At 64.4% G+C, this 21,834-nt stretch carries 20 protein-coding genes and 1 pseudogene; 11 read left to right on the top strand and 10 right to left on the bottom strand.

Annotated elements, in window-relative coordinates:
• Positions 1–86 precede the first annotated feature (86 nt).
• From VG99_RS07670 to desA, 3 genes are all read right to left on the bottom strand, one after another.
• The gene (locus VG99_RS07670) at positions 87–1,385 is read right to left on the bottom strand and encodes a PQQ-dependent sugar dehydrogenase (protein ID WP_044499198.1); all 1,299 of its coding nucleotides are present in this window, start codon (positions 1,383–1,385) and stop codon (positions 87–89) included.
• On the bottom strand, positions 1,382–1,807 hold the full coding sequence (locus tag VG99_RS07665; RefSeq protein ID WP_044499197.1) for a DUF2231 domain-containing protein: 426 nt from the start codon (positions 1,805–1,807) through the stop codon (positions 1,382–1,384). The genes VG99_RS07670 and VG99_RS07665 overlap by 4 nt, the downstream gene beginning before the upstream one ends.
• Before the next feature lie 180 nt (positions 1,808–1,987).
• Positions 1,988–3,175, bottom strand: a complete 1,188-nt coding sequence (gene desA, locus VG99_RS07660; protein ID WP_044499196.1) for a delta-9 fatty acid desaturase DesA — start codon at positions 3,173–3,175, stop codon at positions 1,988–1,990.
• 230 nt (positions 3,176–3,405) lie between these two features.
• Between desA and VG99_RS07655 the strand changes: the two genes are divergently transcribed.
• The 5 genes from VG99_RS07655 to VG99_RS07635 all read left to right on the top strand — a co-directional run bounded on the left by VG99_RS07655 (position 3,406) and on the right by VG99_RS07635 (position 7,653).
• Entirely contained in the window at positions 3,406–3,753 is a 348-nt protein-coding gene (locus VG99_RS07655; protein ID WP_044499195.1) for an ArsR/SmtB family transcription factor, read from the top strand.
• Positions 3,750–4,163 (top strand): arsenate reductase (glutaredoxin), encoded by a 414-nt coding sequence (gene arsC, locus VG99_RS07650; RefSeq protein WP_044499193.1) that lies wholly within the window; start codon positions 3,750–3,752, stop codon positions 4,161–4,163. The genes VG99_RS07655 and arsC overlap by 4 nt, the downstream gene beginning before the upstream one ends.
• Positions 4,160–4,882, top strand: a complete 723-nt coding sequence (arsH, locus tag VG99_RS07645) for an arsenical resistance protein ArsH (protein ID WP_044499192.1) — start codon at positions 4,160–4,162, stop codon at positions 4,880–4,882. Before arsC ends, arsH begins: the two co-directional genes overlap by 4 nt.
• A gap of 19 nt (positions 4,883–4,901) precedes the next feature.
• Entirely contained in the window at positions 4,902–6,215 is a 1,314-nt protein-coding gene (locus VG99_RS07640) for an arsenic transporter (protein WP_044499191.1), read from the top strand.
• 169 nt (positions 6,216–6,384) lie between these two features.
• Positions 6,385–7,653: an OprD family porin gene (locus tag VG99_RS07635; protein ID WP_044499190.1), complete on the top strand. Its 1,269-nt coding sequence runs from the start codon at positions 6,385–6,387 to the stop codon at positions 7,651–7,653.
• 54 nt (positions 7,654–7,707) lie between these two features.
• Here the strand turns inward: VG99_RS07635 and phrB are convergent, their stop codons facing one another.
• Positions 7,708–9,138 carry a deoxyribodipyrimidine photo-lyase gene (gene phrB / locus VG99_RS07630; protein WP_044499189.1) on the bottom strand — a complete coding sequence of 477 codons (1,431 nt, stop codon included), beginning with the start codon at positions 9,136–9,138 and terminating at the stop codon, positions 7,708–7,710.
• Between the two features lie 25 nt (positions 9,139–9,163).
• Positions 9,164–9,883 (bottom strand): YbgA family protein, encoded by a 720-nt coding sequence (locus VG99_RS15500; RefSeq protein ID WP_052508735.1) that lies wholly within the window; start codon positions 9,881–9,883, stop codon positions 9,164–9,166.
• A 134-nt stretch (positions 9,884–10,017) separates the two neighbouring features.
• Between VG99_RS15500 and rarD the strand changes: the two genes are divergently transcribed.
• The 4 genes from rarD (at position 10,018) to VG99_RS07605 (ending at position 14,259) form a co-directional block, all read left to right on the top strand.
• Positions 10,018–10,938: an EamA family transporter RarD gene (rarD, locus tag VG99_RS07620; protein ID WP_044499188.1), complete on the top strand. Its 921-nt coding sequence runs from the start codon at positions 10,018–10,020 to the stop codon at positions 10,936–10,938.
• A 132-nt stretch (positions 10,939–11,070) separates the two neighbouring features.
• Complete coding sequence (pdhA, locus tag VG99_RS07615) at positions 11,071–12,162, top strand: pyruvate dehydrogenase (acetyl-transferring) E1 component subunit alpha (protein WP_044499187.1); 1,092 nt, start codon at positions 11,071–11,073, stop codon at positions 12,160–12,162.
• Positions 12,155–13,150, top strand: coding sequence for an alpha-ketoacid dehydrogenase subunit beta (locus VG99_RS07610; RefSeq protein ID WP_044499186.1), 996 nt, complete (start codon positions 12,155–12,157; stop codon positions 13,148–13,150). The genes pdhA and VG99_RS07610 overlap by 8 nt, the downstream gene beginning before the upstream one ends.
• Positions 13,147–14,259: a dihydrolipoamide acetyltransferase family protein gene (locus tag VG99_RS07605; RefSeq protein WP_044499185.1), complete on the top strand. Its 1,113-nt coding sequence runs from the start codon at positions 13,147–13,149 to the stop codon at positions 14,257–14,259. Before VG99_RS07610 ends, VG99_RS07605 begins: the two co-directional genes overlap by 4 nt.
• A 9-nt stretch (positions 14,260–14,268) precedes the next feature.
• On the opposite strand, the gene VG99_RS07600 is transcribed toward VG99_RS07605, so the two are convergent.
• Positions 14,269–15,420: a GGDEF domain-containing protein gene (locus VG99_RS07600; protein ID WP_044499183.1), complete on the bottom strand. Its 1,152-nt coding sequence runs from the start codon at positions 15,418–15,420 to the stop codon at positions 14,269–14,271.
• A gap of 229 nt (positions 15,421–15,649) precedes the next feature.
• Here VG99_RS07600 and VG99_RS07595 point away from each other — a divergent pair, with 229 nt between their 5' ends.
• The gene (locus tag VG99_RS07595; protein ID WP_044499182.1) at positions 15,650–16,021 is read left to right on the top strand and encodes a DUF2946 domain-containing protein; all 372 of its coding nucleotides are present in this window, start codon (positions 15,650–15,652) and stop codon (positions 16,019–16,021) included.
• A 54-nt stretch (positions 16,022–16,075) separates the two neighbouring features.
• Entirely contained in the window at positions 16,076–18,199 is a 2,124-nt protein-coding gene (locus VG99_RS07590; RefSeq protein WP_044499181.1) for a TonB-dependent copper receptor, read from the top strand.
• Between the two features lie 108 nt (positions 18,200–18,307).
• Here the strand turns inward: VG99_RS07590 and VG99_RS07585 are convergent, their stop codons facing one another.
• The 4 genes and pseudogenes from VG99_RS07585 to VG99_RS07575 form a co-directional block, all read right to left on the bottom strand.
• On the bottom strand, positions 18,308–19,105 hold the full coding sequence (locus VG99_RS07585) for an undecaprenyl-diphosphate phosphatase (RefSeq protein ID WP_044499180.1): 798 nt from the start codon (positions 19,103–19,105) through the stop codon (positions 18,308–18,310).
• Positions 19,106–19,197: 92 nt separating this feature from the next.
• Positions 19,198–20,505, bottom strand: coding sequence for a prephenate-dependent tRNA uridine(34) hydroxylase TrhP (gene trhP, locus VG99_RS07580; protein ID WP_044499179.1), 1,308 nt, complete (start codon positions 20,503–20,505; stop codon positions 19,198–19,200).
• Between the two features lie 219 nt (positions 20,506–20,724).
• Positions 20,725–20,901 (bottom strand): annotated as a pseudogene (locus tag VG99_RS15935) (electron transfer flavoprotein subunit alpha/FixB family protein); the annotation flags it as partial.
• A 3-nt stretch (positions 20,902–20,904) separates the two neighbouring features.
• A complete protein-coding gene (locus VG99_RS07575; RefSeq protein ID WP_044499178.1) occupies positions 20,905–21,834 on the bottom strand; it encodes an electron transfer flavoprotein subunit alpha/FixB family protein in 930 nt (309 codons plus the stop codon).

The raw sequence follows: 21,834 nt of genomic DNA, 5'->3' as shown, positions 1-21,834 counted from the left end.
ACCTATAGAGCCATAACGGAACGCCAAGGATAAACCCTGCCCGTAGTGAAAGCGACCCACACGAAAGGGGCGTACCGCCCCGTTCGTCAGGGCGTGGGTGTCACGCGCCAGATGACGTTGGCCAGATCGTCGGCGACGATCAGGGCGCCTCGTGGGTCCACGGTCACCCCGACCGGGCGGCCACGCGTCTCGCCGGTACCGGTGCGGAAGTTGTAGACGAAGTCCACCGGCTGGCCTGATGGCCGGCCATCCGTGAAGGGCACGAAGATCACCTTGTAGCCCACCGGGTTCTTGCGGTTCCAGCTGCCATGCTCGCCAATGAAGACCCCGTCGGCAAACTCTGCGCCCATCGCCGGGCTGGAGAAATCCAGGCCCAGCGCCGCCACGTGTGAGCCGAGGGCATAGTCCGGCACGATAGCTGAGGCGACCTTTTCCGGGTCTTCGGGTTTGACGCGGGGGTCAACGTTCTGGCCCCAGTAGCTGTAGGGCCAGCCATAGAAGCCGCCTTCCTGTACCGAGGTGAGATAGTCCGGTACCAGATCGGGACCCAGTTCGTCACGCTCGTTCACCACCGCCCAGAGCACATCCGTGCCCGGTTGCATGGCTAGCGCGGTGGGGTTGCGCAGGCCGGTGGCATAGGGCTTGTGCATGCCGGTCTGGGCATCGATCTGCCAGACTTCCGCCCGGTTGACCTCCATGTCCTTGCCGCGCTCGGTGATGTTGCTGTTCGAGCCGATGCCCACATACAGGAAGCGCCCGTCCTCACTGGCGGCCAGTGCCTTGGTCCAGTGGTGGTTGATCGCCGAGGGCAGGTCGGTAATCTTCTCCGGCGGCCCGCTGGCCTGGGTCTGGCCTTCCTCGTAGTCGAAGCGCACCAGGGCGTCCTGGTTGGCCACGTACAGATTGCCGTCTACCAGGGCCAGGCCGTAGGGGGCGTTGAGGTCCTCGGCAAAGATCATGTGTTCGTAGGTACCGTCGCCCTCGGGGTCTCGCAGCAGGGACAGGCGGTTGCCGCTCTCGACCGAGGTGGTGCCCTTGGACTTGATATAACCGGCGATCACGTCCTTGGGTTTCAGGGCCGGCGCGTTGCCGCCCCGGCCTTCGGCCACCAGGATATCGCCGTTGGGCAATACCAGGGTCTGCCGGGGAATCTTCAGATCGGTGGCGATGGCGGTGACGGTGTACCCCTCGGGTACGCTCGGCACCTCATCGCCCCAGAGTGCGGGTTCGGCAATGGTCATCTTCGGCAGCAATCCGCGCTGCGCCTCGGGGAGCTGGTCAACGGTGCCGTAGGTCTGCTCCTGGTCACCTTCACCGCCGCAGGCGCTCAACAGCACGGCGATAGCACAGGCCGACAGAGCCGGCAGGACTGGGGAGAATTTCATACGCCACCTCCTACGCGCTCACGCATCAGGCCGAACCATGTCGCGACGCAAATCAACACAAATACCACCACCGACAGCACCAGACCGCCGGGCATGCTGGCCCAGGCATCCTTGGCATGGATCAGCGCGTTGATGAAGCCCAGGATCCAGGTGACCACCAGCAACAGCAGGGAAATGACCGCAGCGCGCCGACGACCGAACCGCAGCAGACTGATGAGCCCGCAGAGAATGGCCAGACCGGTGAAAACCAGCGCGCCGGCGATGAGCCAGGAGGCGAAATTGTTCCACTGGATCTGGTAACTCGAACTGTAGGCCCAGTCGCTCAGCAGGGCACCGAGAAACAGGGGGACGGGGCTGGCGAGGAGTATGGCGTGCAGGGGGTGGGGTGCGTATAGATAGGTGCGGTGATCGGCAGTAGCCATCGCAGGGGGTTCCTCTTCGTTGGGCGAGCGGAATCCTGAGCTCGGGTTGATACAGGGTGTCCCGATCCCGGTCGGGATAACGGAACGTGCTCTAGGAGTATAGTGCAAGCCCCTGCGCTGGCTAGCGAGACGGCCCTTTTCATCGGCGCCCGTGGGGACGCCGATGAAAAGGAGGGGAGGTCAGGCGGGTGTGGTTGGCTGCAACGAGTAGGTGCGCAGCTGCGCGGCAAAGTCTCGCAGCGCCTTGATGCCGGTGGCTTCGGCCTGGGTGCACCAGTCGCTCAGCGCCTGCAGCATCTCGTGGCCGTTGCTGCTGGTACGGGTCCAGATCTGCTGCAGCGCCAGCCGTTTCTCATAGGTGATGCGCAGCGCCTGGCTCTGTTCGAGGATGGTCTGGATCCTGGCCTCCTGCTGCGGCTCCAGCAGGCTGGGCTCACGCCCGAGCAGGCGTTTGGCCCGGCGGAACAGATGGCGTACCGAGGCGTCCACCCGGTGCATCTCCTGCTGCACCAGGGGCTTGATGACCTGCTTGCGGTACTGGGCCATGATCTGGAACCGGTTGTTGAGGATCGCCATGGCGGTGTCCATGTCCAGGGTCTGCTTGCCCTCGATGCGATGGGCGATCGGCGCGGTGCGCCGCACCGTGGCCAGGCCCAATGCGCTGAACAGGCGGATCCACAGCCAGCCCATGTCGAACTCCCACTTCTTCACCGACAGCTTGGCGGAGTTGGGATAGGTGTGGTGGTTATTGTGCAGCTCTTCGCCGCCAATCAGGATGCCCCAGGGCAGGATGTTGGTGGCCGCGTCCTTGCACTCGAAGTTGCGGTAGCCCACCGCGTGGCCCAGGCCGTTGACAACCCCGGCGGCCATCAGCGGAATCCACATCATCTGGATTGCCCAGACGGTCAGGCCGAGCACGCCGAACAGCGCCAGGTCGACCAGCAGCATGATGACGATACCGGCGTTGCGATAGCGTCCGTACAGGTTGCGCTCGATCCAGTCATCCGGGCAATTCTTGCCATAGATGCGCAGGGTCTCCTCGTTCTTGGCCTCTTCCATGTAGAGCTCCGCACCCTTGCGCAGCACGGTGGAAAGGCCCTTCTGCACCGGGCTGTGGGGGTCGTCGGGGGTCTCGCACTTGGCGTGGTGCTTGCGATGGATGGCCGTCCATTCCCGGGTATTCATGCTGGTAGTCAGCCACAGCCAGAAGCGGAAGAAGTGTTTCAGTGCCGGATGCAGCTCCAGCGAGCGGTGCGCCGAATAACGGTGCAGGTAGACCGTCACACTGACGATGGTGATATGGGTCAAAACCAGGATGATCGCCAGCAACTGCCAGCCGGAGGGATCGAGTAAACCGTTGTACCACATGCAGCAGAACCTCTCTAAAGCGAAGGGGGAGCTTGATATTCCCGTCGCTTGAGTATGGATGAGATCTGGGAAACTGACATGACCGTGGGTCGATTGGAAGGGGCGTAACCCAGGCAATTTGCTACGGGATGTGTGAACAGGATTGCAGCTCCGGATGCCTGCACGGGCTTCATTGACGAATCAGGCTTCGCATATTGACAGGTAATTAATATGTCCATATGTTTGGACGCATGGAAACGATTGATGCCCTGAGCAGTTTTGCGGCCCTCTCCCAGGAAACCCGTCTCGACGCCTTTCGGTTGCTGGTGCGCCATGAGCCGGAAGGTTTGCCGGCCGGTGAGATCGCACGCCAATTGGCGGTGCCACATAACACCATGTCGGCGCATCTGGCGGTATTGTTGCGGGCAGGGTGGGTCACGTCCCGTCGCCAGGGGCGTTCAATCATCTACCGGGCGGACCTGGCCCATCTGAATGGGGTCGTCCGGTTCCTGGCGCGCGATTGCTGTGCCGGCCGGCCGGATGCCTGTGATCCGTTCGATGCCTTGCTCGGTAATGCCACAACAGAGAAGAGCCCATGACGCCATTGATCTACCATAACCCTGCCTGCGGCACATCACGCAACACCTTGGCCATGATCAAGGCTTCCGGCGAGACGCCGGACGTGATCGATTATCTGGCCTGTCCGCCGAGCCGGGAGCGCTTGGTCGAGTTGCTCGCCTTGATGGCGTTGAGTCCGCGGGCATTGTTGCGCCGCAAGGGCACACCCTATGACGAGCTGAAACTCGATAATCCGGCCCTGAGCGATGAACAACTGATTGACGCCATGCTTGCCCACCCCATCCTGATCAACCGTCCCATTGTGGTAACCGATAAAGGCGCTCGCTTGTGCCGGCCATCGGAGCTGGTGCTGGATCTGCTGCCTGATCCGGTAGCGGTATTCATCAAGGAAGATGGTGAACAGGTGGAATACAAAGGAAGCGGGCAATGACCACCGACCTGGATGATCTGCCCAATATCGATCCCGATAAGCTCCATCCGATTGACACCGCAGCACTGGTCGGCCCGGATGCTCCGCAGCACCCGCCGCGGATCCTGATTCTCTACGGATCGCTACGCGAGCGGTCCTTCTCGCGTCTGGCGTCGGAGGAGGCAGGACGATTGCTGCGCTGGTACGGTTGCGAGGTGCGTACCTTCTGTCCCTCGGGTTTGCCGCTGCCGGACGATGCCGCAGCGGACCACCCCAAGGTGCAGGAATTGCGGGAGCTGGCCGAGTGGTCGGAAGGGATGGTCTGGGTCAGCCCCGAGCGCCATGGCGCCATGACCGGCGTGATGAAGACGCAGATCGACTGGATCCCCTTGGCATTGGGCGGTGTTCGCCCCACCCAGGGCAAGACGCTGGCGGTCATGGAAGTGTCCGGCGGCAGCCAGAGCTTCAACGCGGTCAACCAGATGCGCATCCTCGGGCGCTGGATGCGCATGATCACCATCCCCAACCAGTCTTCCGTACCCAAGGCGTTCGCGGAGTTCGACGAGGCAGGTCGCATGCGGCCGTCGCCACTCTACATGCGCATTGTGGACGTCTGCGAGGAACTGGTGAAATTCACCTGGCTGACCCGCGGGCGCTCCAGTTACCTCACCGACCGTTATTCGGAACGGGTCGAAAGCGCCGAAGCGCTGTCGCGGCGCGTCAACCAAAGTACCCACTGACACCATCCAAGGGCAATTCATGCTGGCATTGGCAATCTTCGTCGTCACCCTGGTACTGGTGATATGGCAACCCAGGGGGCTGGGGATCGGCTGGAGTGCCCTGGGTGGGGCAGCGGTGGCGCTGCTGGCGGGCGTGGTGAACTGGGCGGACCTGGGGGTAGTGTGGGACATCGTCTGGGATGCCACCTTTACCTTTGTGGCGCTCATCATCATTTCGCTGATTCTGGATGAAGCGGGGTTTTTCACCTGGGCGGCGTTGCATGTCGCACGTTGGGGCAACGGCCGCGGTCACCTGCTGTTCCCGTTGGTGGTCGTGCTGGGGGCGGTGATGGCGGCGCTGTTCGCCAACGATGGCGCAGCCCTGCTGCTCACACCCATCGTGGTGGCTATCCTGCTGCGGCTGAATTTCTCCCCGCCCGCGGCCCTGGCTTTCATCATCGCCACTGGCTTCGTCGCGGACACCACCAGTTTGCCGCTGGTCATTTCCAACCTAGTCAATATCGTCAGCGCCAACTACTTCGATATCGGCTTCGACCGCTATGCCGCGGTCATGGTGCCGGTCAACCTGGTGTCGCTAGCGGCCACGTTGCTGGTGCTGTGGCTCGCCTTCGGCCGGCGGATCCCGCGGCGCTATTCCGTGGCCGAACTCGACCCGCCCCGTTCAGCCATCCGGGACCCGCTGGTATTTCGCGCCGCCTTTCCGCTACTGGCGCTGCTGTTGGTGGCCTATTTCGTGACTGCGCCGCTGGGTATACCCATTGCATTCATAACCGGCACCGCGGCGGTGCTGCTGATGGCTATTGCTGGTCGCTGGTGGCGCCTGGGGCAGGGCGCAGTGGTGGCGGTGTCAACGGCGCTGCGTGGCGCTCCCTGGCAGATAGTACTGTTCTCGATCGGCATGTATCTGGTGGTCTACGGACTGGGCAACGCCGGGCTGACGGCCTATGGCGCCCGGGCACTCGAATGGCTGGCGCGGCAGGGCGAGCTTACCGCCACGGTCGGCACCGGCTTTCTGGCTGCCGTGGTGGCCTCGGTCATGAACAACCTGCCGTCCACGCTGGTGGGTGCGCTGGCCATCGACCAGGCCCAGGTACCGGCGGCCACCCGGGAGTTGATGATCTATGCCAACGTCATCGGCAATGACCTGGGGCCGAAGTTCACCCCGATCGGCAGCCTGGCGACCTTGCTCTGGCTGCATGTGCTGGCTGGCAAGGGCTATCGGATCGGCTGGGGTCAATATATGAAGATCGGCCTGCTGATTACCCCGCCGGTGTTGTTGGCCACGCTGGTCGCCCTGGCCTATTGGTTGCCGATGTTGCCGCCCGCGCACTGACAACGGCGTACAGAGCAGGACCTGGATACTCCAGAGCCCGGTGGATGTGGCCCTTCGTCGCGCTAGGCAAATGTTTCAGAATATGGATAATGCGTGACCATCCCGTTACGTCTGTCAACAGCCGGTGATGGGGTCCAACACTAAATACAACAGCATCCATGGCATCCAAATGACTAAATATAAACTTAGCGCCATCGCATTGGCTCTGATGACTTCCGCCCCTGCGCTGGCTGCAAGCCAGGCAGATTCCGCCGGCTTTGTTGAAGACAGCAGTCTCGATCTGTTTTTGCGCAATGCGTATATCAGCCGTGATTACAAGAACAATGCTCCAGACAGGTCCGAATGGGGCCAAGGTGCAGTATTGACCTATAAGTCCGGCTTCACTCAGGGCACTGTCGGTTTTGGCGTGGATGCTTTCGGCATGTACGGATTGCGCCTCGATAGCAGCCCAGAACGGGCGGGTCAGCCCGGCATCGACTTCTTCATGATCGATAACAACGGTGATGTGGAGCGCGACATGGCTCATGCCGGTGCTGCAGTCAAGGCGCGCTTCTCCAAAACGGTAGTAGCCTACGGTGACCAGCGTCCGGTACTGCCGGTGCTCAGCCACGACGATAGCCGCCTGCTGCCGGAAGCTTTCACCGGTACCATGATCACCTCCGAGGAGATCGACGGTCTGGTCGTGCACGCGGGGCGTTTCACTGCCCAGCATCGCAAGAGCGATGAAGGCCGTGACAGTGGTGAGCTGAAATCCATCGATGTCTTGGGTGGTAGCTACCAGTTCAATGACAACATCCGCGGTGCGCTCTATGCGTCCGATGTGGAAGATGTTCTCAAGCGCAAATATGTGAACCTGAACTATGTTCGCCCGCTAAATAGCGGCGACTCGCTGACCCTGGATTTCAACGGTTACCGCACCAAGCAGGAGCGTGAGTTCGATCCGGAAGAAGGCAAGAACACCATCTGGAGCCTGGCGGCCACTTACGCCACCGGCCCCCACGCCTTCACCCTGGCGCACCAGCGCAGCAGCGGCGACGTGGGCTATAACTATGGCTTCTATCAAAGTGAAGACTTCGTAGGTGACGGCGGCACCACCATCTGGCTGGCCAACTCCTACTGGTCCGACTTCAATGCCAAGGATGAGCGTTCCTGGCAGGCTGCCTACGGTCTGGACTTCACTCAATACGGTGTACCTGGCCTGAGCTACCATGTGGCCTACGTCCGCGGTACGGATATCGATGACGGCACTGGCCGTGGCGATGGTACCGAGCGTGAGTTCTTCAACCAGTTCAAGTACGTGGTCCAGAACGGTCCGGCCAAGGACCTGAGCGTGCGCCTGCGTAGTTCCGCGCTGCGTGTGTCCAACAACGCCAGTGCCTATAACGCTGACGGCAATGAGATCCGCGTCTTTGTCGACTTCCCGTTGAACATCCTCTAAGCAGTTCGGCGCGACGGGGAGCCCATCCGGCTCCCCGTCGCGCCACCCCCTCCCTTATCCCAACTCAGATACCGCCGGTGGCAGATTCTTGAAGGCCGCCAAGGCCCGCGCTCGGCTGTCCGCCAGGCCCACCAGCGGTGCCGGGTAGCCGCACATGGCGCGGGATATGGGTGATGGATCATGGATGTCGCGCCGGTCCAGTTCACGCAGCTCCGGCAACCACTGCTTGATAAAGCGCCCCTGCGGATCGAAGCGCTGGGACTGGGTGACCGGATTGAACAGGCGAAACCAGGGTACCGCGTCGGTGCCGGTGGACGCGCTCCATTGCCAGCCGCCATTGTTGGCCGCCAGGTCGCCATCGATCAGATGACGCATGAAATACCGCTCCCCCTCCCGCCAATCGATCAGCAGGTTCTTGGTCAGGAACATGGCCACCACCATGCGCAGGCGGTTGTGCATCCAGCCGGTGGCCAGCATTTGCCGCATGGCCGCATCGATGAGCGGAAAGCCGGTGCGCCCCTGCTGCCAGGCGGCCAGTTCCTCCGGGGCGTTGCGCCAGGGCACGGCCTCGGTATGGGGGCGAAACGCCCGGTGTTTGGATACTCGCGGATAGCCGACCAGGATGTGCTTGTAGAATTCGCGCCACAGCAGCTCGTTGATCCAGGTGGTGACGCCAGTGTTGCCACTATCGAGCTCGCCCTGGTTGACCATCAGCGCGGCCTGCAGGCATTGCCGCGGGGACAGCACGCCGGTGGTGAGGTACGGCGACAGCTGACTGGTGCCCGGCTCGGCGGGCAGGTCGCGCTGCTGGGCATAGTCCGGCAGATGGTCCTCGGCAAATTGTTGCAGGCGCTGCCGCGCCGCCTGTTCGCCGGCCGGCCACAGGCTGCGCAGGCTTTCATCTGGCACGCTGAAACCGGGCACGCTGGCCGGTACGGCGTCCGCCTGGATGCCCAGGGGGGCCTGCGGTGTCGGTGGCGGCAGGCAAGGGGGCGGGGCCAGCCGCAGCCGATCCAGGCAAGCCTTGCGGAATTGGCTGAACACCTTGAAATAGCCGCCCGAGCGCGTCAACAGGGTACCGGGACGAAACAGCAACTGATCACAGTAGTCACGAAACCCGATATTGCCGGCGGCGAGCCGGTTGGCCACCAGCGCATCCCGGGCGGCTTCGTCCACCCCGTACTCTTCGTTGGCGTGCACGCAGGTCACGCGGTATTGCACACAGAGCTCGGCCAGCACCTCAGCGGCGCAGGCCCAGGGGTCGGCGGTGCGAACCAGCAGCGGTACCTTCAGCTGTTCCAGCTCGGCCGCCAGGGCGTGCAGGTTGCGCAGGCGAAAGTCGATCTTTGCCGGGGCGTCGTCGTGGGCCTGCCATTGGCTGGGGCTCAGCAGAAAGACGGCCAGGGTCGGGCCCTGTTCCAGCGCGGCGGTCAATGCGGTGTTGTCGTGCACCCGCAGGTCGTTACGAAACCAGATCAATTGCATGGGGGATATTCCGTGAAATGGCCGGTCAGTCCGAGACCCGCTCGAGGTAAGGCTGAAGATAGACCTGCCGGGACAGATAGGGGTTGGGGTACTCTTCCAGGTACTGGCGCAGCCGCGCCAGCGGCTCTGTGAGGGACACGGCGCCATCGCGATAGGCCAGGATGCAGCGTTCCAGCGCTTGTCGCTCGGTCGCGTCCAGGTGGCGGCGGAAGTAGCCGCCCAGGTGCATCAGCACATTGCAGTGCAAGCCGGGGGTGGGCGGATTGCGCAGGGCCGCCATCAGGTCCACGAAATACCCCTGGGCAAAGGCTGCGTCGGACTGCCCGGTGCGCTGGCCCAGCCGCTGCCCCAGGGCGCGATAGGCCGCGGGCGAGCAGGCCATCAACTGGTACTTGTAGCGGGAGTGGAAGTCCACCAGCGCTCCCTGCGTCAGGCTGGCCATCCGCAGCGCGCGCCAGGCGGCATGGGCCTCGATGCGCATGAGAAAGTGCGCGAGCCTGGCGGTATCGGTCAGCTCGGCAGCGGCTACCTCCGGCAAGCCGGGGTGCGCTGCGGTCAGGGCCCTGGCCGCTGCCCCGTTGTGGTCGTCGGCATCCGGCAGCAGAATGAGTCCATCGATCTCGCCCAGGCAGGCTGCCAGCGGGGATACCGCTACCAGTACAACCAGTTGTTCCAGCCGGTGGGTCAGGGCGGGAGCTGGTGCATCGGTGGTGATACCTACCGTGGGCAGGGCAGGGGCGGCCATGGCGATCTCGCGGCAAGGAGCAGGCCCGCCAGCATGCCAGCAGCAGCGGGGATCGACAATCCATTCTCCGCCGTGCATTGTGTTCGCCCGCGGGCTGGCGCGGTGGTTCGATTAAATGGTTGCCGGGAGGTGGCATGTCTATCGGGGTAATCCTGTCGGTACTGGCGTCGGTGCTGTTCGGCGGGCTGTATTATTTCTCCACCTTGCTGGCACCGCTGGACGGCGAGCAGATCTTCGGCTGGCGCATGCTGCTGACCTTTCCCTTTGTGACCCTGTTCATGCTGTGGGCCGGCTACTGGCCGCTGGCCCGGGAGCTGGCGGGGCGCCTGCGGCGGCGACCGGTGTTGCTGCTGGTGCAGCTGCTCAGCGCGGCGCTGGTCGGCCTGCAACTGTGGCTGTTCATGTGGGCGCCGCTCAACGGGCGCGCCCTGGAGGTATCGCTGGGCTACTTCCTGCTGCCGCTGTCCATGGTGCTGGCGGGGTTCCTGATCTACCGCGAGCAGCCGTCGCGGCTGCAGCAACTGGCCATCCTCTGCGCGGCGGTCGGCGTCGGTAATGCGCTGATCCAGGCCGGCACCATCGCCTGGGAGACCCTGGCGGTGGCGGTGGGCTACCCGCTGTATTTCATCCTGCGACGGGTTCGGGGCACCGATCATCTGGGTGGGTTCTGGTTCGACATGCTGTTTCTGCTGCCGGTGGCCGGCTGGTTCGCCTGGAACGGCGGCGTGGCAATGACCCAATTCGCAGATTCACCGCGGCTCTACCCGCTGGTGGGACTGCTCGGGGTGATCAGCGCGGCGGCGCTGGTGGCCTATATCATGGCCAGCCGGCTGCTGACCTTCACCCTGTTCGGCCTGCTCGGTTATGTCGAGCCGGTGCTGTTGGTGTTGGTGGCCTTGCTGCTGGGGGAAAGCATTGCCCGCCATGAGTGGCTGACCTACATCCCCATCTGGCTGGCCGTGGCGGTGCTGATGTTCGAAGGCGCCCGCCATGTGCGGCGCAACGCTGCGGGCTTGACGGCTCGGCCTCGGAGCGATGAACCGCCGCGCTCCTGAGTCGCCGTGCCGCCCCGTAAAGCTGACCTATACTGCCTGACAAGCGCGCCTGCGCTGCGACCGCTGCCCTACCCGGGCGGCGCCCGGGACGACTGATCACAAGTCGGCGTCCCCCATGTCAGGAGGATAGCCATGCCCTTGTCCGTGCAGATTCCCTACACCCGTTACCTGGATAACCAGGGCCAGCCGCTGGCGGCGCTACCCGGCTGGGTCGATGATCCGCAGTTGCTGACCGATTTCTACCGGCAGATGTCCCTGGTGCGCGCCTTCGACCAGAAGTGTGTCGCCCTGCAGCGTACCGGCCAGCTCGGCACCTATGCCTCGACGCTCGGCCAGGAAGCCATCGGCACCGCTCTGGGCCGGGCCATGACCGTGGACGACGTGCTGATTCCCTATTACCGCGACACCGCCGTGCAGCTGCAGCGTGGGGTCGCCATGCAGGACATCCTGCTGTACTGGGGCGGCGACGAGCGCGGCAGCGCCTGGACCGCGCCCGGGGCGGCGGAAGATTTTCCCATCTGCGTGCCCATCGCTACCCAGGCCTGCCACGCCTGCGGGGTTGCCTCCGCCTTTCGCATCCGCCAGCAGCCGCGGGTGGCCGTCACCACCTGTGGCGATGGCGCCACCAGCAAGGGCGACTTCCTGGAGAGCATCAACCTGGCCGGGGTCTGGCAGCTGCCCGTGGTGTTCGTGGTGAACAACAACCAGTGGGCCATCTCGGTGCCGCGCAGCCTGCAGTCCGCCGCGCCCACCCTGGCCCACAAGGCCCTGGCCGCCGGTATTCCCGGGGAACAGGTGGACGGCAATGATGTGCTGGCGGTGTACGACCGGCTCGGCGCGGCCATCGAGCGGGCCCGGGCCGGCAAGGGGCCTACCCTGGTTGAATGCGTGACCTATCGCCTGGGTGATCACACCACCTCGGATGATGCCAGCCGCTACCGCAAGGCCGAGGAGTTGAGCGAGGCCTGGAAGCACGAACCCATCGGTCGGCTGCAACGCTTCCTGCACCGCCAGGGCCTGTGGGACGAGACCCGCGAACAGCGGCTGCAACAGGAGCTCAGCGAAGAGATCAGTGCCGCGGTGGACGCGTTCCGCACCCTGGCGGCGGCGGACCCCGGGGCAGCCTTCGATTATCTGTTTGCCGAGCTGCCCGCGGCCTACCACCAGCAACGGGAAGAGCTGCTGATCCGGGCCGCCGCCCGGGGAGGGGTCAGCCATGACTGAACGCAAAGCCATCTGCATGGTGGAAGCCATCAACCTGGCGCTGCACCGGGCCATGGCCGACGACCCGGACGTGGTGGTGCTCGGCGAGGATGTCGGCCCCAATGGTGGCGTGTTCCGCGCCACGGTCGGATTGCACGAGCGCTTCGGCTTCCGCCGGGTCATGGATACGCCGCTGGCGGAGACGCTGATCACCGGCATCGCGGTGGGCATGGCGGCCCAGGGCCTGAAACCGGTGGCGGAAATCCAGTTCATGGGGTTCATCTACGCGGGCATGGAACACCTGATCTCCCATGCCAGCCGCTTGCGCAGCCGTACCCGCGGCCGCCTGAGCTGCCCCATGGTGATGCGCACGCCACACGGCGGCGGCATCCACGCCCCCGAGCACCACGGTGAAAGCACCGAAGCGCTGCTGGCCCATGTGCCCGGTCTGCGGGTGGTCATCCCGTCCTCCCCACGGCGGGCCTACGGCCTGCTGCTGGCGGCGATCGCCGATCCGGACCCGGTGATCTTCCTTGAACCGTCGCGCTTGTACCGGTCGGTGCTGCAAGAGGTCGAGGACGACGGGCAACTGCTGCCCCTGGATACCTGCTTCACCCTGCGCGAAGGGCGAGATCTGACCCTGGTCAGCTGGGGCGCCGCCCTGAAGGAAACCCTGGAAGCCGCTGGCCGGCTGGCCGAGGAGGGCATCGATTGCGAGGTCATCGACGTTGCCACGCTCAAGCCGCTGGACAGCGCCACCATCCTCGCCTCGGTCGGCAAGACCGGGCGCTGCGTCATCGTGCACGAGGCGGCGCGCAGCTACGGCCCGGGCGCGGAGATTGCCGCGCTGGTGCAGGAGCAGCTGTTCTACCAGTTGCAGGCGCCGGTGCAGCGGGTGACCGGGTTCGACTGCGTCATTCCCTATGCCCGGCAGGAAATGGCCTATCTGCCGGACGTGGACAGCATCTGCCAGGCCGCCCATCACGTCATGCGGGGGGACGAGCAATGAAACAGTTCAAGTTACCGGATCTGGGGGAGGGGCTGCAGGAAGCGGAGATCGTCGAATGGCACGTCAAGGCCGGGGAGGAGGTGGCGGTGGACCAGCTGCTGGTCTCGGTGGAAACCGCCAAGGCCATCGTCGAGGTGCCCTCGCCGCGGGCGGGGGTGATCAGTCGCTGCTTCGGCGCGCCGGGTGACCAGTTGCATGTGGGCGAGCCGCTAGTGGAATTCGAGGGCGCGGGCGAGGACAGCGGCACCGTGGTCGGGGATCTGGGACAGGCAAGCGGCGTCAGTGATCTGGCGGCGGATGATTTTATCATCGGCGCCGCGCCCTCCAGTCGGTCAGCCCAGGCCCGGGCGGTGATGCCGGCTGCGCGCAAGCTGGCCGGGCGCCTCGGCGTGGATGTCGACCAGCTCCAGGGCAGCGGCCCCGGTGGCCTGATCACCGTGGCGGACGTGCAGGCGGCGGACACCCAGGCCGCCACCGGAGAGCAGCTGCGCAGCGTCCGCCGCACCATGGCAAAGAACATGGCCCGCGCCCACAGCGAAGTGGTGCCGGTCACCATCGTCGAGGATGCCGACCTGCATCGCTGGGCGACCGGTGCCCGTGACCCCCTGGTGCGGCTGGCACGCGCCATTGCCCGGGCCTGCCAGGCCGAACCGGCGCTCAACGTCGCCTTTGATGGCGCCCGCCTCAGCCTGACGCGGCACCAGCAGGTGGACCTGGGCGTGGCGGTGGATACCCCGGATGGGCTTTTCGTCCCGGTGCTGCGGGATGTGGGCAACCGGGACGCCGAAGACCTGCGGGCGGGGCTGGCGCGCCTGCGTGCGGACGTGCTGAACCGGTCGATTCCGCCGCGGGAGCTGATGGGCGCGACCATCACCCTGTCCAACTACGGCACCCTGTTCGGCCGGTACGCCAGTCCGGTGGTGATGCCACCTCAGGTAGCCATCATCGGTGCTGGAGTGATCCGTGAGCAGGTAGTGGCACACCAGGGCCAGCCGACGGTGCATCCGATCCTGCCGCTGTCCCTGACGGTGGACCACCGCGCGGTTACCGGTGGGGAGGCAGCGCGCTTTCTCAAGGTGCTGGTGGAGGACCTGCAGCACGCGGACTAGCCGCTACGCTCACAGCGCGCAGATGCGGTTGCGCCCGGCGGCCTTGGCCCGATACATACGCTGATCGGCCTGCTCCAGCAGCGCCTGGGGCTGGTCGATGCGGTCATAGTAGCGCTCCGCTACGCCGATGCTGGCCGTCAGCGGCGTGCCGTCCGGGCGACTGCCGAAGCCGTTGCGACACAGGCGTTCCAGCGCCTGGCGGGCGCGGGTCATGTCGGTATCGGGCATGATCAGCAGGAACTCCTCGCCACCCCAGCGCACCAGGCTGTCAGAGCTGCGCATGCAACTCTGGATCTGCTGGCTGGCGCTGCGCAGGGCCTGGTCGCCGCGGGAATGACCGAACCGGTCGTTGATCTCCTTGAAGTGATCCAGGTCGATGAATGCCAGTGACAGGGCGCTGTTGTTGCGCTGGCTGGTGTGCCACTGCATGTGGAGGATCTCCTGGCCGCTGCCGCGGCTGAAAATCCCGGTCAGGTCGTCGCGGATGGCCTGGTGCAGCAGGGCGAACATGAAGGCCAGCTGGCTCATGCAGGCCAGACTGGTCACCCCGGCGATCAGGATCAACAGCCAGAAGGCGCCGACATAGGACGGCCAGTTCAGGGTCGACCAGTTCAGGTAGCCGGCAATGCCCTGCGCGAGCAGCAGCACCACGGCCACCAGCAGGTTCTCCAGCAGGGTCAGGGGGAACAGCGCCAGGCCGGCCATCAGCACGAAGGGCAGGAAGGCGTAGCCGGCGGCAACAGCCGCGGGCAGGTCTTCCAGCTGGTAGTGGGCCAGCAGGATGTGCGAGCCGATGTAAAAGGAAGTGGGAATGATGAACAGGATGAACATGGCCCAGTAGGCGTCTGCCATGCGCCCATGTTCCCGGTAGAACAGCAACAGGCTGAGGAAGGCCGCGCATACCAGCAACCGCAATGCCAGCAATTGGCACCACAGCGGGAACGGGAAGGCGAGCATATCGACGATGCCCCACAGCGGGGTGAGCAGGGCGAACAGCAAGGCGAACAGGCGCACCCGGTCAACGATGAGCCCGGCCCGGTGGCGGCTGATCAGCAGGGGATGACGAAAGGGCGTCAGCAGTTTCAGACGCTCAGTGGGGTGCAGGTCGGCGGGGAGCAGCGAGCTGAGGCGCTGGCGGAATAGGTCGATAAGGGATCGCATTGGATGGCAGGTAATGTCGTTATAATGGCCCGTGGCTACTGTATAAGGGGTGGCACGCCGCCGGGTTGACCAGGATCAAGGGAACCACCGATACCCAGGCGCCGGAATTGATCTGTGCCAAGGAGCCGGGCCCGATCTTCGCCTACACTGCGATAGTCCGACTGGGGCGCCGCCTCGGTGCTACCTTCCATCAAGGAATCTGCTGCGGGTGCATAAACGGCTATCGACAATGAGCATCTGGCTTGGCCTGTTCGCCATGCTGATGATCCATGCCGGACCATTGTATTCGGCGTGGCAGATGGAGCGCCTGCCAGCGCAACCCGAGGCGCACCTGCAGCATGGGCAAGGCGCTACTGACGCCTCCGCTCAGCCTCACCATGGGATGCTGTCCACCGACGAACCCGCCTGGCTCGCGGCGTTGGCGCTCTGCGGTTACTGCGACCTGCTGACCCTCAACCCGCCGCTGAACCTGTCCCTTGACCTTGTTCTGCCGCGCCACGGTCCGGCGCGATTCGCTCCCCTGCCTGACGCGCCCTGGCGGGAGGATCCTCGACCCAGCACCAACCAGGCCCGCGCCCCGCCCCGGTATTTCCCCAGCTGATCTACGTTGCTGTACTGCGGTACGGCGCTATCGACTACTGAAGTGGAAATTGCCATGTCCCGACCTATGAGTGACCGGCAGGCCTGCGCGCGCCTGCCCCGGATATTTACCCTGCGAGCTGCCCAGGTGAACTGGCGCATCGCCCATGCGACCCTGCTGGCCCTGTGTGCCGGGGGCGCCCTGGCTGCCGAGCCCCATCATCACCATGCCCACCCGGCGCAATTGACCCTGCCGCCGCGGGTCATCACCGCGGTACAGCAGGACTCCCCCTTGACCATCATTACCAACCCCAAGGAGGCTCGCCAGCCGATCCCGGCCAGTGACGGCGCCGACTACCTGAAGACCATCCCGGGGTTTTCCGCTGTGCGCGGTGGCGGCAGCAACAGTGATCCGGTACTGCGCGGCATGTTCGGCTCGCGGCTCAAGCTATTGACCAACGGCGGCGAAATGCTCGGCGCCTGTCCGTCGCGGATGGATGCGCCGTCGTCCTATATCGCGCCGCAGAACTTCGATCAACTGACAGTCATCAAGGGGCCGCAATCGGTCGCTTGGGGACCCGGGGCCTCGGCTGGCACCGTGCTGTTCGATCGTCTGCCGGAGAGCTTCGACGAGCCGGGCAGCCGGCTGGATGCAAGCGTGGTCGGCGGCAGCAATACCCGTCGCGATCTGCAGCTGGATGGCGCCATCGGCAGCCGCGAGGGCTACCTGCGCCTAAGCGGCAACCGGTCCCGCTCCGGTGATTACCGCGACGGCAATGGCGACCGGGTGCCCTCACGCTGGAACAAGTGGAACACCGACCTGGCGCTGGGCTGGACGCCCGATGACGACACCCTGCTCGAGCTGAGTGTGGGTGTGGGTGACGGCGAGGCGCGCTATGCCGGGCGCGGTATGGACGGCTCGCAGTTCGAGCGCGAAAGCCTGGGGCTGCGTTTCGAGAAGCAGTTCAACGGCGGCGCGCTGCAGGAGCTGGATGCGCGGGTGTACTATAACTACGCCGATCATGTGATGGACAACTACAGCCTGCGCCGGCCACCGACCACCGGCATGATGGCCGGCGGGATGGCATCCAATGTTGACCGCCGTACCCTGGGGGCGCGCCTCGCAGCTACTTGGGCCTGGGCTGATCTGGAGCTGCTGGCCGGCGCGGATGCCCAGCGCAACACCCATCGCACGCGCAACGGGATGGGCATCGACACCTACCAGCACCAGCCCTGGGCCAAGGATGCCAGCTTCAGCCAGATCGGCCTGTTCTCCGAGTTGACCTGGTCGCGGCAGGATGATCAGCGGCTGATTGGCGGCGCGCGGCTGGATCAGCACCATGTGGAGGACGCCCGTACCAGCGTCAGCGGCGGCATGCACGGGGGCGGGCACGCCATGCCCAACCCCACCGCGGATGATACGCGCCGGGAAACCCTGCCCAGTGCCTTCCTGCGCCTGGAACAGGATCTGTCCAGCCTGCCCGCCACGGCCTATGTGGGTGTCGGCCATGTGCAGCGCTTCCCGGATTACTGGGAGCTGTTCTCGCCCAGCCAGTCGCCCGGGGCGGTCAACGCCTTTGCTAACATCGAGCCGGAGCGCACCACCCAGCTGGATATCGGCATGCAGTACCAGCGCCCCGGGCTGGAGGCCTGGGTCTCGGCCTATGCCGGGGAGGTGGAGGACTTCATCCTGTTCGACTACCGCGGTATGGCCAGCAGTGCCGACAATATCGACGCCCACATCATGGGCGCGGAAGTCGGCATGGCCTATGACCTGACCACCAACTGGAAAACCGATGCCAGCCTGGCCTGGGCCTGGGGCCGCAATCGCAGTGACGGTGAAGCCCTGCCGCAGATGCCGCCGCTGGATGCCCGTTTCAATCTCGGCTATGTGCGGGACAACTGGAGCGCGGGCGCCCTGTGGCGGGTGGTCGCGGCGCAGAGCCGCACGGCGGATGGCAAGGGTAACGTCACCAGCCGGGACTTTGGCGATTCGTCCGGGTTCGGCGTGCTGTCGGTCAATGCGGCCTACCGCTTCAGTACCGAGGTGACGGGCAGTGTGGGAATGGATAACCTGCTCGACAAGGCCTATGCCGAGCATCTCAACCTGGCCGGTAACGGCAGTTTCGGCTTCCCCGCCGAGACCCGCATCAACGAGCCGGGTCGCACGCTGTGGGCCAAGCTGGATGTCAGCTTCTGAGGTAGTAGCTGTCCTGGGGGGGACGAGCACCAGCTCGTCCATGGCCTGTCAGCAAACAGGGGCCCCAGCCCCTGCTCCTGTGTCGAGCAGCCGCTCGACACGCCCAGGTCAGTAGAATACCGCCAGCAAGGCAATCCCCAGCAGAATCCGGTAGATGACGAAGGGCTGCATGCCGATGCGCTTGATAAAGACCAGGAAGTAGTGGATGCAGAGGAAGGCGCTGACCGCAGCGACCAGCACGCCTAGCGCCATGGCGCCCCACTCCACCGGTACCTGGGCTTCAACCAGGTCCTTGGTCTTGAGCAGGCAGGCCAACAGGATCACCGGGATCGACAGCAGGAAGGAGAAGCGCGAGGCGGCTTCCCGGCTGAGCCCCAGCATCAGCGCCGCAGTAATGGTGATACCGGCGCGCGAGGTGCCGGGCACCAGTGCCAGGGCCTGGGCGCAGCCGATCACCAGGACATCCTTCCAGGTCATCTGGCTTTCGGTGCGGTTGCCCCGGAAGCGCCAGTCCGCCCAACCCAGCAGCAACCCGAAGACGATCAGACCGATTGCCAAGTAAAAGGGGGAACGAAGATATTCCTCGATGGTGTCCTTGAACAGCAGGCCGGCCAGACCCACGGGAATGGTGGCGAATAGTACGCCCCAGGCGAGTCGGGCATCGTCATCCGGCTGGCGGGTGGCCAGCGACCGGGTCCAGCTGGCAGTCATGGCAATCAGGTCGCGGCGGAAGTACAGCAGCACGGCGAACAGGCTGCCGAAGTGCAGAGCGACGTCGAACGCCAGACCCTGGTCCGGCCAACCGGTGAGGGCCGGTACCAGAATCAGGTGCGCAGAGCTGGAAACTGGGAGAAATTCAGTGAGGCCCTGGAGCAGGGCAAGGACAACAACGTGCAACCAATCCATGATGGATACGCGCTCCTGATGAAGGTTGGGGTCAGTGGAGCGCGCAAGTAAACCATGATCGGAACGCCAGCGCGAGCCTCTTGGGAGCGCCGTTATGCAGTCGGTAGATAGCGCAGCAGCAGCCCCATGCTCACGTCCAGCCCGAGCGGTTTGGGAATGCGCACGATATGCCCGTTGCCCGGTGCCACGTCCGCCGATTCCCCGCGCCGGTCCAGCAGTGAAGTCAAAGCGAAGCTATGATTGCCCGCCGGGGTCATTAGTTCCATCTGGTCACCCACCGCGAAGCGATTCTTCACCTCGATGCTCAACCAGTCGCCCAGGTCTTCCAGCACCTCGCCGACAAACTGATGGCGCAGCATCCGCGAGCTGCCCTGTTCGTAGTTCTGGTAGACCCCCGGCGGGTGGCGGCGGTAGAAACCTTCGGTGTAGCCCCGGTTGGCCAGGCTTTCCAGATCATCCATCAAGCCCAGGTCGAAGGGCCGGCCGGCCACGGCGTCATCGATTGCCCGGCGGTAGGTCTGCACCGTGCGCGCCACGTAGAAATGGGACTTGGTGCGGCCCTCGATCTTCAGGGAATGCATGCCCATATCGACGAACCGCTGCACATGCTGCACCGCGCGCAGGTCCTTGGAGTTCATGATGTAGGTGCCGTGCTCATCTTCCTCGATGGCCATCTGCTCGTCCGGCTTGTCGCTCTGGTTGAGCAGATAGACCGGCTGCGGTTCTACCACCTGGGGCGCGGCGACCGGCTCGACATTGCCCTCGGCGGTTTCCTGGGCCGGCTGCAGGTCGTATTTCCAGCGGCAGGCATTGGTACAGGCGCCCTGGTTGGCGTCCCGGTGGTTGAAGTAGCCGGACAACAGGCAGCGCCCCGAGTAGGCAATGCACAGCGCACCGTGTACGAACACCTCCAGTTCCATGTCCGGGCAGTGACGGCGAATGTCCTCCAGCTCGTCCAGCGACAGCTCCCGGGACAGGATCACCCGCTCCAGGCCCTGTTGCTGCCAGAATTTCACGGTGGCCCAATTGGTGGCGTTGGCCTGCACCGACAGGTGCACCGGCATCTGCGGCCAGTGCTCGCGCACCAGCATGATCAGCCCGGGGTCGGACATGATCAGTGCGTCGGGGCCCATGGCAATGATTTCCTCAAGGTCGCGCACGTAAGTCGCCACCTTGCTGTTATGCGCGGCGATATTGCTCGCCAGGTAGAACTTCTTGCCCAGCGCATGGGCTTCGGCAATCGCCTCGGCCAACACCGCCGGGTTATGAAAATCGTTTTCGCGCACACGCAGGCTATAGCGCGGCTGGCCGGCATAGACCGCATCGGCGCCATAGGCAAAGGCGTAGCGCATGGCCTTGAGGGTGCCGGCCGGGGCCAGCAGTTCGGGTGCTTGGGGCATGGGTGATCCTGTTTACAAGACAAGAGGGGCGGGGAGGATATCCCCATGCGCGGGCGGGGGCATTGACCAGGATCAGGTCAGAGGGGTGGGATGGGGTTTGGGTTGCCAGGTGCGCTGCGGGCTCTTACCTCTAAAAAACAAAACCCCCGACTCTTTCGAGCCAGGGGTTTGTTTTTCGCTTCAAGCTTCCAGCTTTTAGCTAGCAGCTTTCAGCTGCTCTTACACCTTGCTGGCCAATTCCGGCACCAGCTCAAACAGGTCACCCACCAGGCCATAATCCGCTACCTGGAAGATCGGGGCTTCCTCGTCCTTGTTGATGGCAACAATGACCTTGGAATCCTTCATACCTGCCAGGTGCTGGATCGCACCGGAGATACCAACCGCGATGTACAGCTGCTCTTACACCTTGCTGGCCAATTCCGGCACCAGCTCAAACAGGTCACCCACCAGGCCATAATCCGCTACCTGGAAGATCGGGGCTTCCTCGTCCTTGTTGATGGCAACAATGACCTTGGAATCCTTCATACCTGCCAGGTGCTGGATCGCACCGGAGATACCAACCGCGATGTACAGCTGGGGAGCAACGATCTTGCCGGTCTGGCCGACCTGCATGTCGTTGGGCACAAAGCCTGCGTCCACTGCAGCGCGCGAGGCACCTACGGCAGCGCCCAGCTTGTCGGCCAGGCCGTACAGCAGCTGGAAGTTGTCGCCGTTCTGCATGCCGCGACCACCGGAGACCACGATCTTGGCACCAGCCAGCTCGGGACGGTCGGACTTGGCCAGTTCTTCGCCCACAAAGGCGGAGGTGCCGGCGTCCTGGGCGGAGGCAACCGCTTCTACCGCAGCACTGCCACCTTCGGCAGCCACGGCGTCAAAGCCGGTGCTGCGCACGGTGATGACCTTGATCGCGGCGTCGGACTTGACGGTGGCGATAGCGTTACCGGCGTAGATCGGGCGCTTGAAGGTGTCGGCGCTTTCCACGGCGATGATCTCGGAGATCTGGTCGACGTCCAGCAGGGCCGCCACGCGCGGCAGGTAGTTCTTGCCGTTGGTGCTGGCCGGGGCCAGGATGTGGCTGTAGCCCTTGCCCAGCTCGGCGATCAGCAGGGAGATGTTCTCCGGCAGCTGGTTGGCGTAGGCGGCGTTGTCGGCCAGCAGGACCTTGGAGACACCAGCCACTTTGGCAGCGGCTTCAGCCACGGCGCCACAACCGGCACCAGCGACCAGGACCTCAATATCGCCACCGATGGCAGCGGCAGCAGCCACGGTGTTCAGGGTGGCGGCATTCAGTTCGGCGTTGTTGTGTTCAGCAATAACCAGAATCGTCAT

This window comes from Pseudomonas saudimassiliensis, from assembly GCF_000939975.1.
In the GTDB taxonomy this organism is placed as follows: Bacteria; Pseudomonadota; Gammaproteobacteria; order Pseudomonadales; family Pseudomonadaceae; genus Halopseudomonas; species Halopseudomonas saudimassiliensis.
This window is presented reverse-complemented; position numbering and strand designations above follow the sequence as displayed.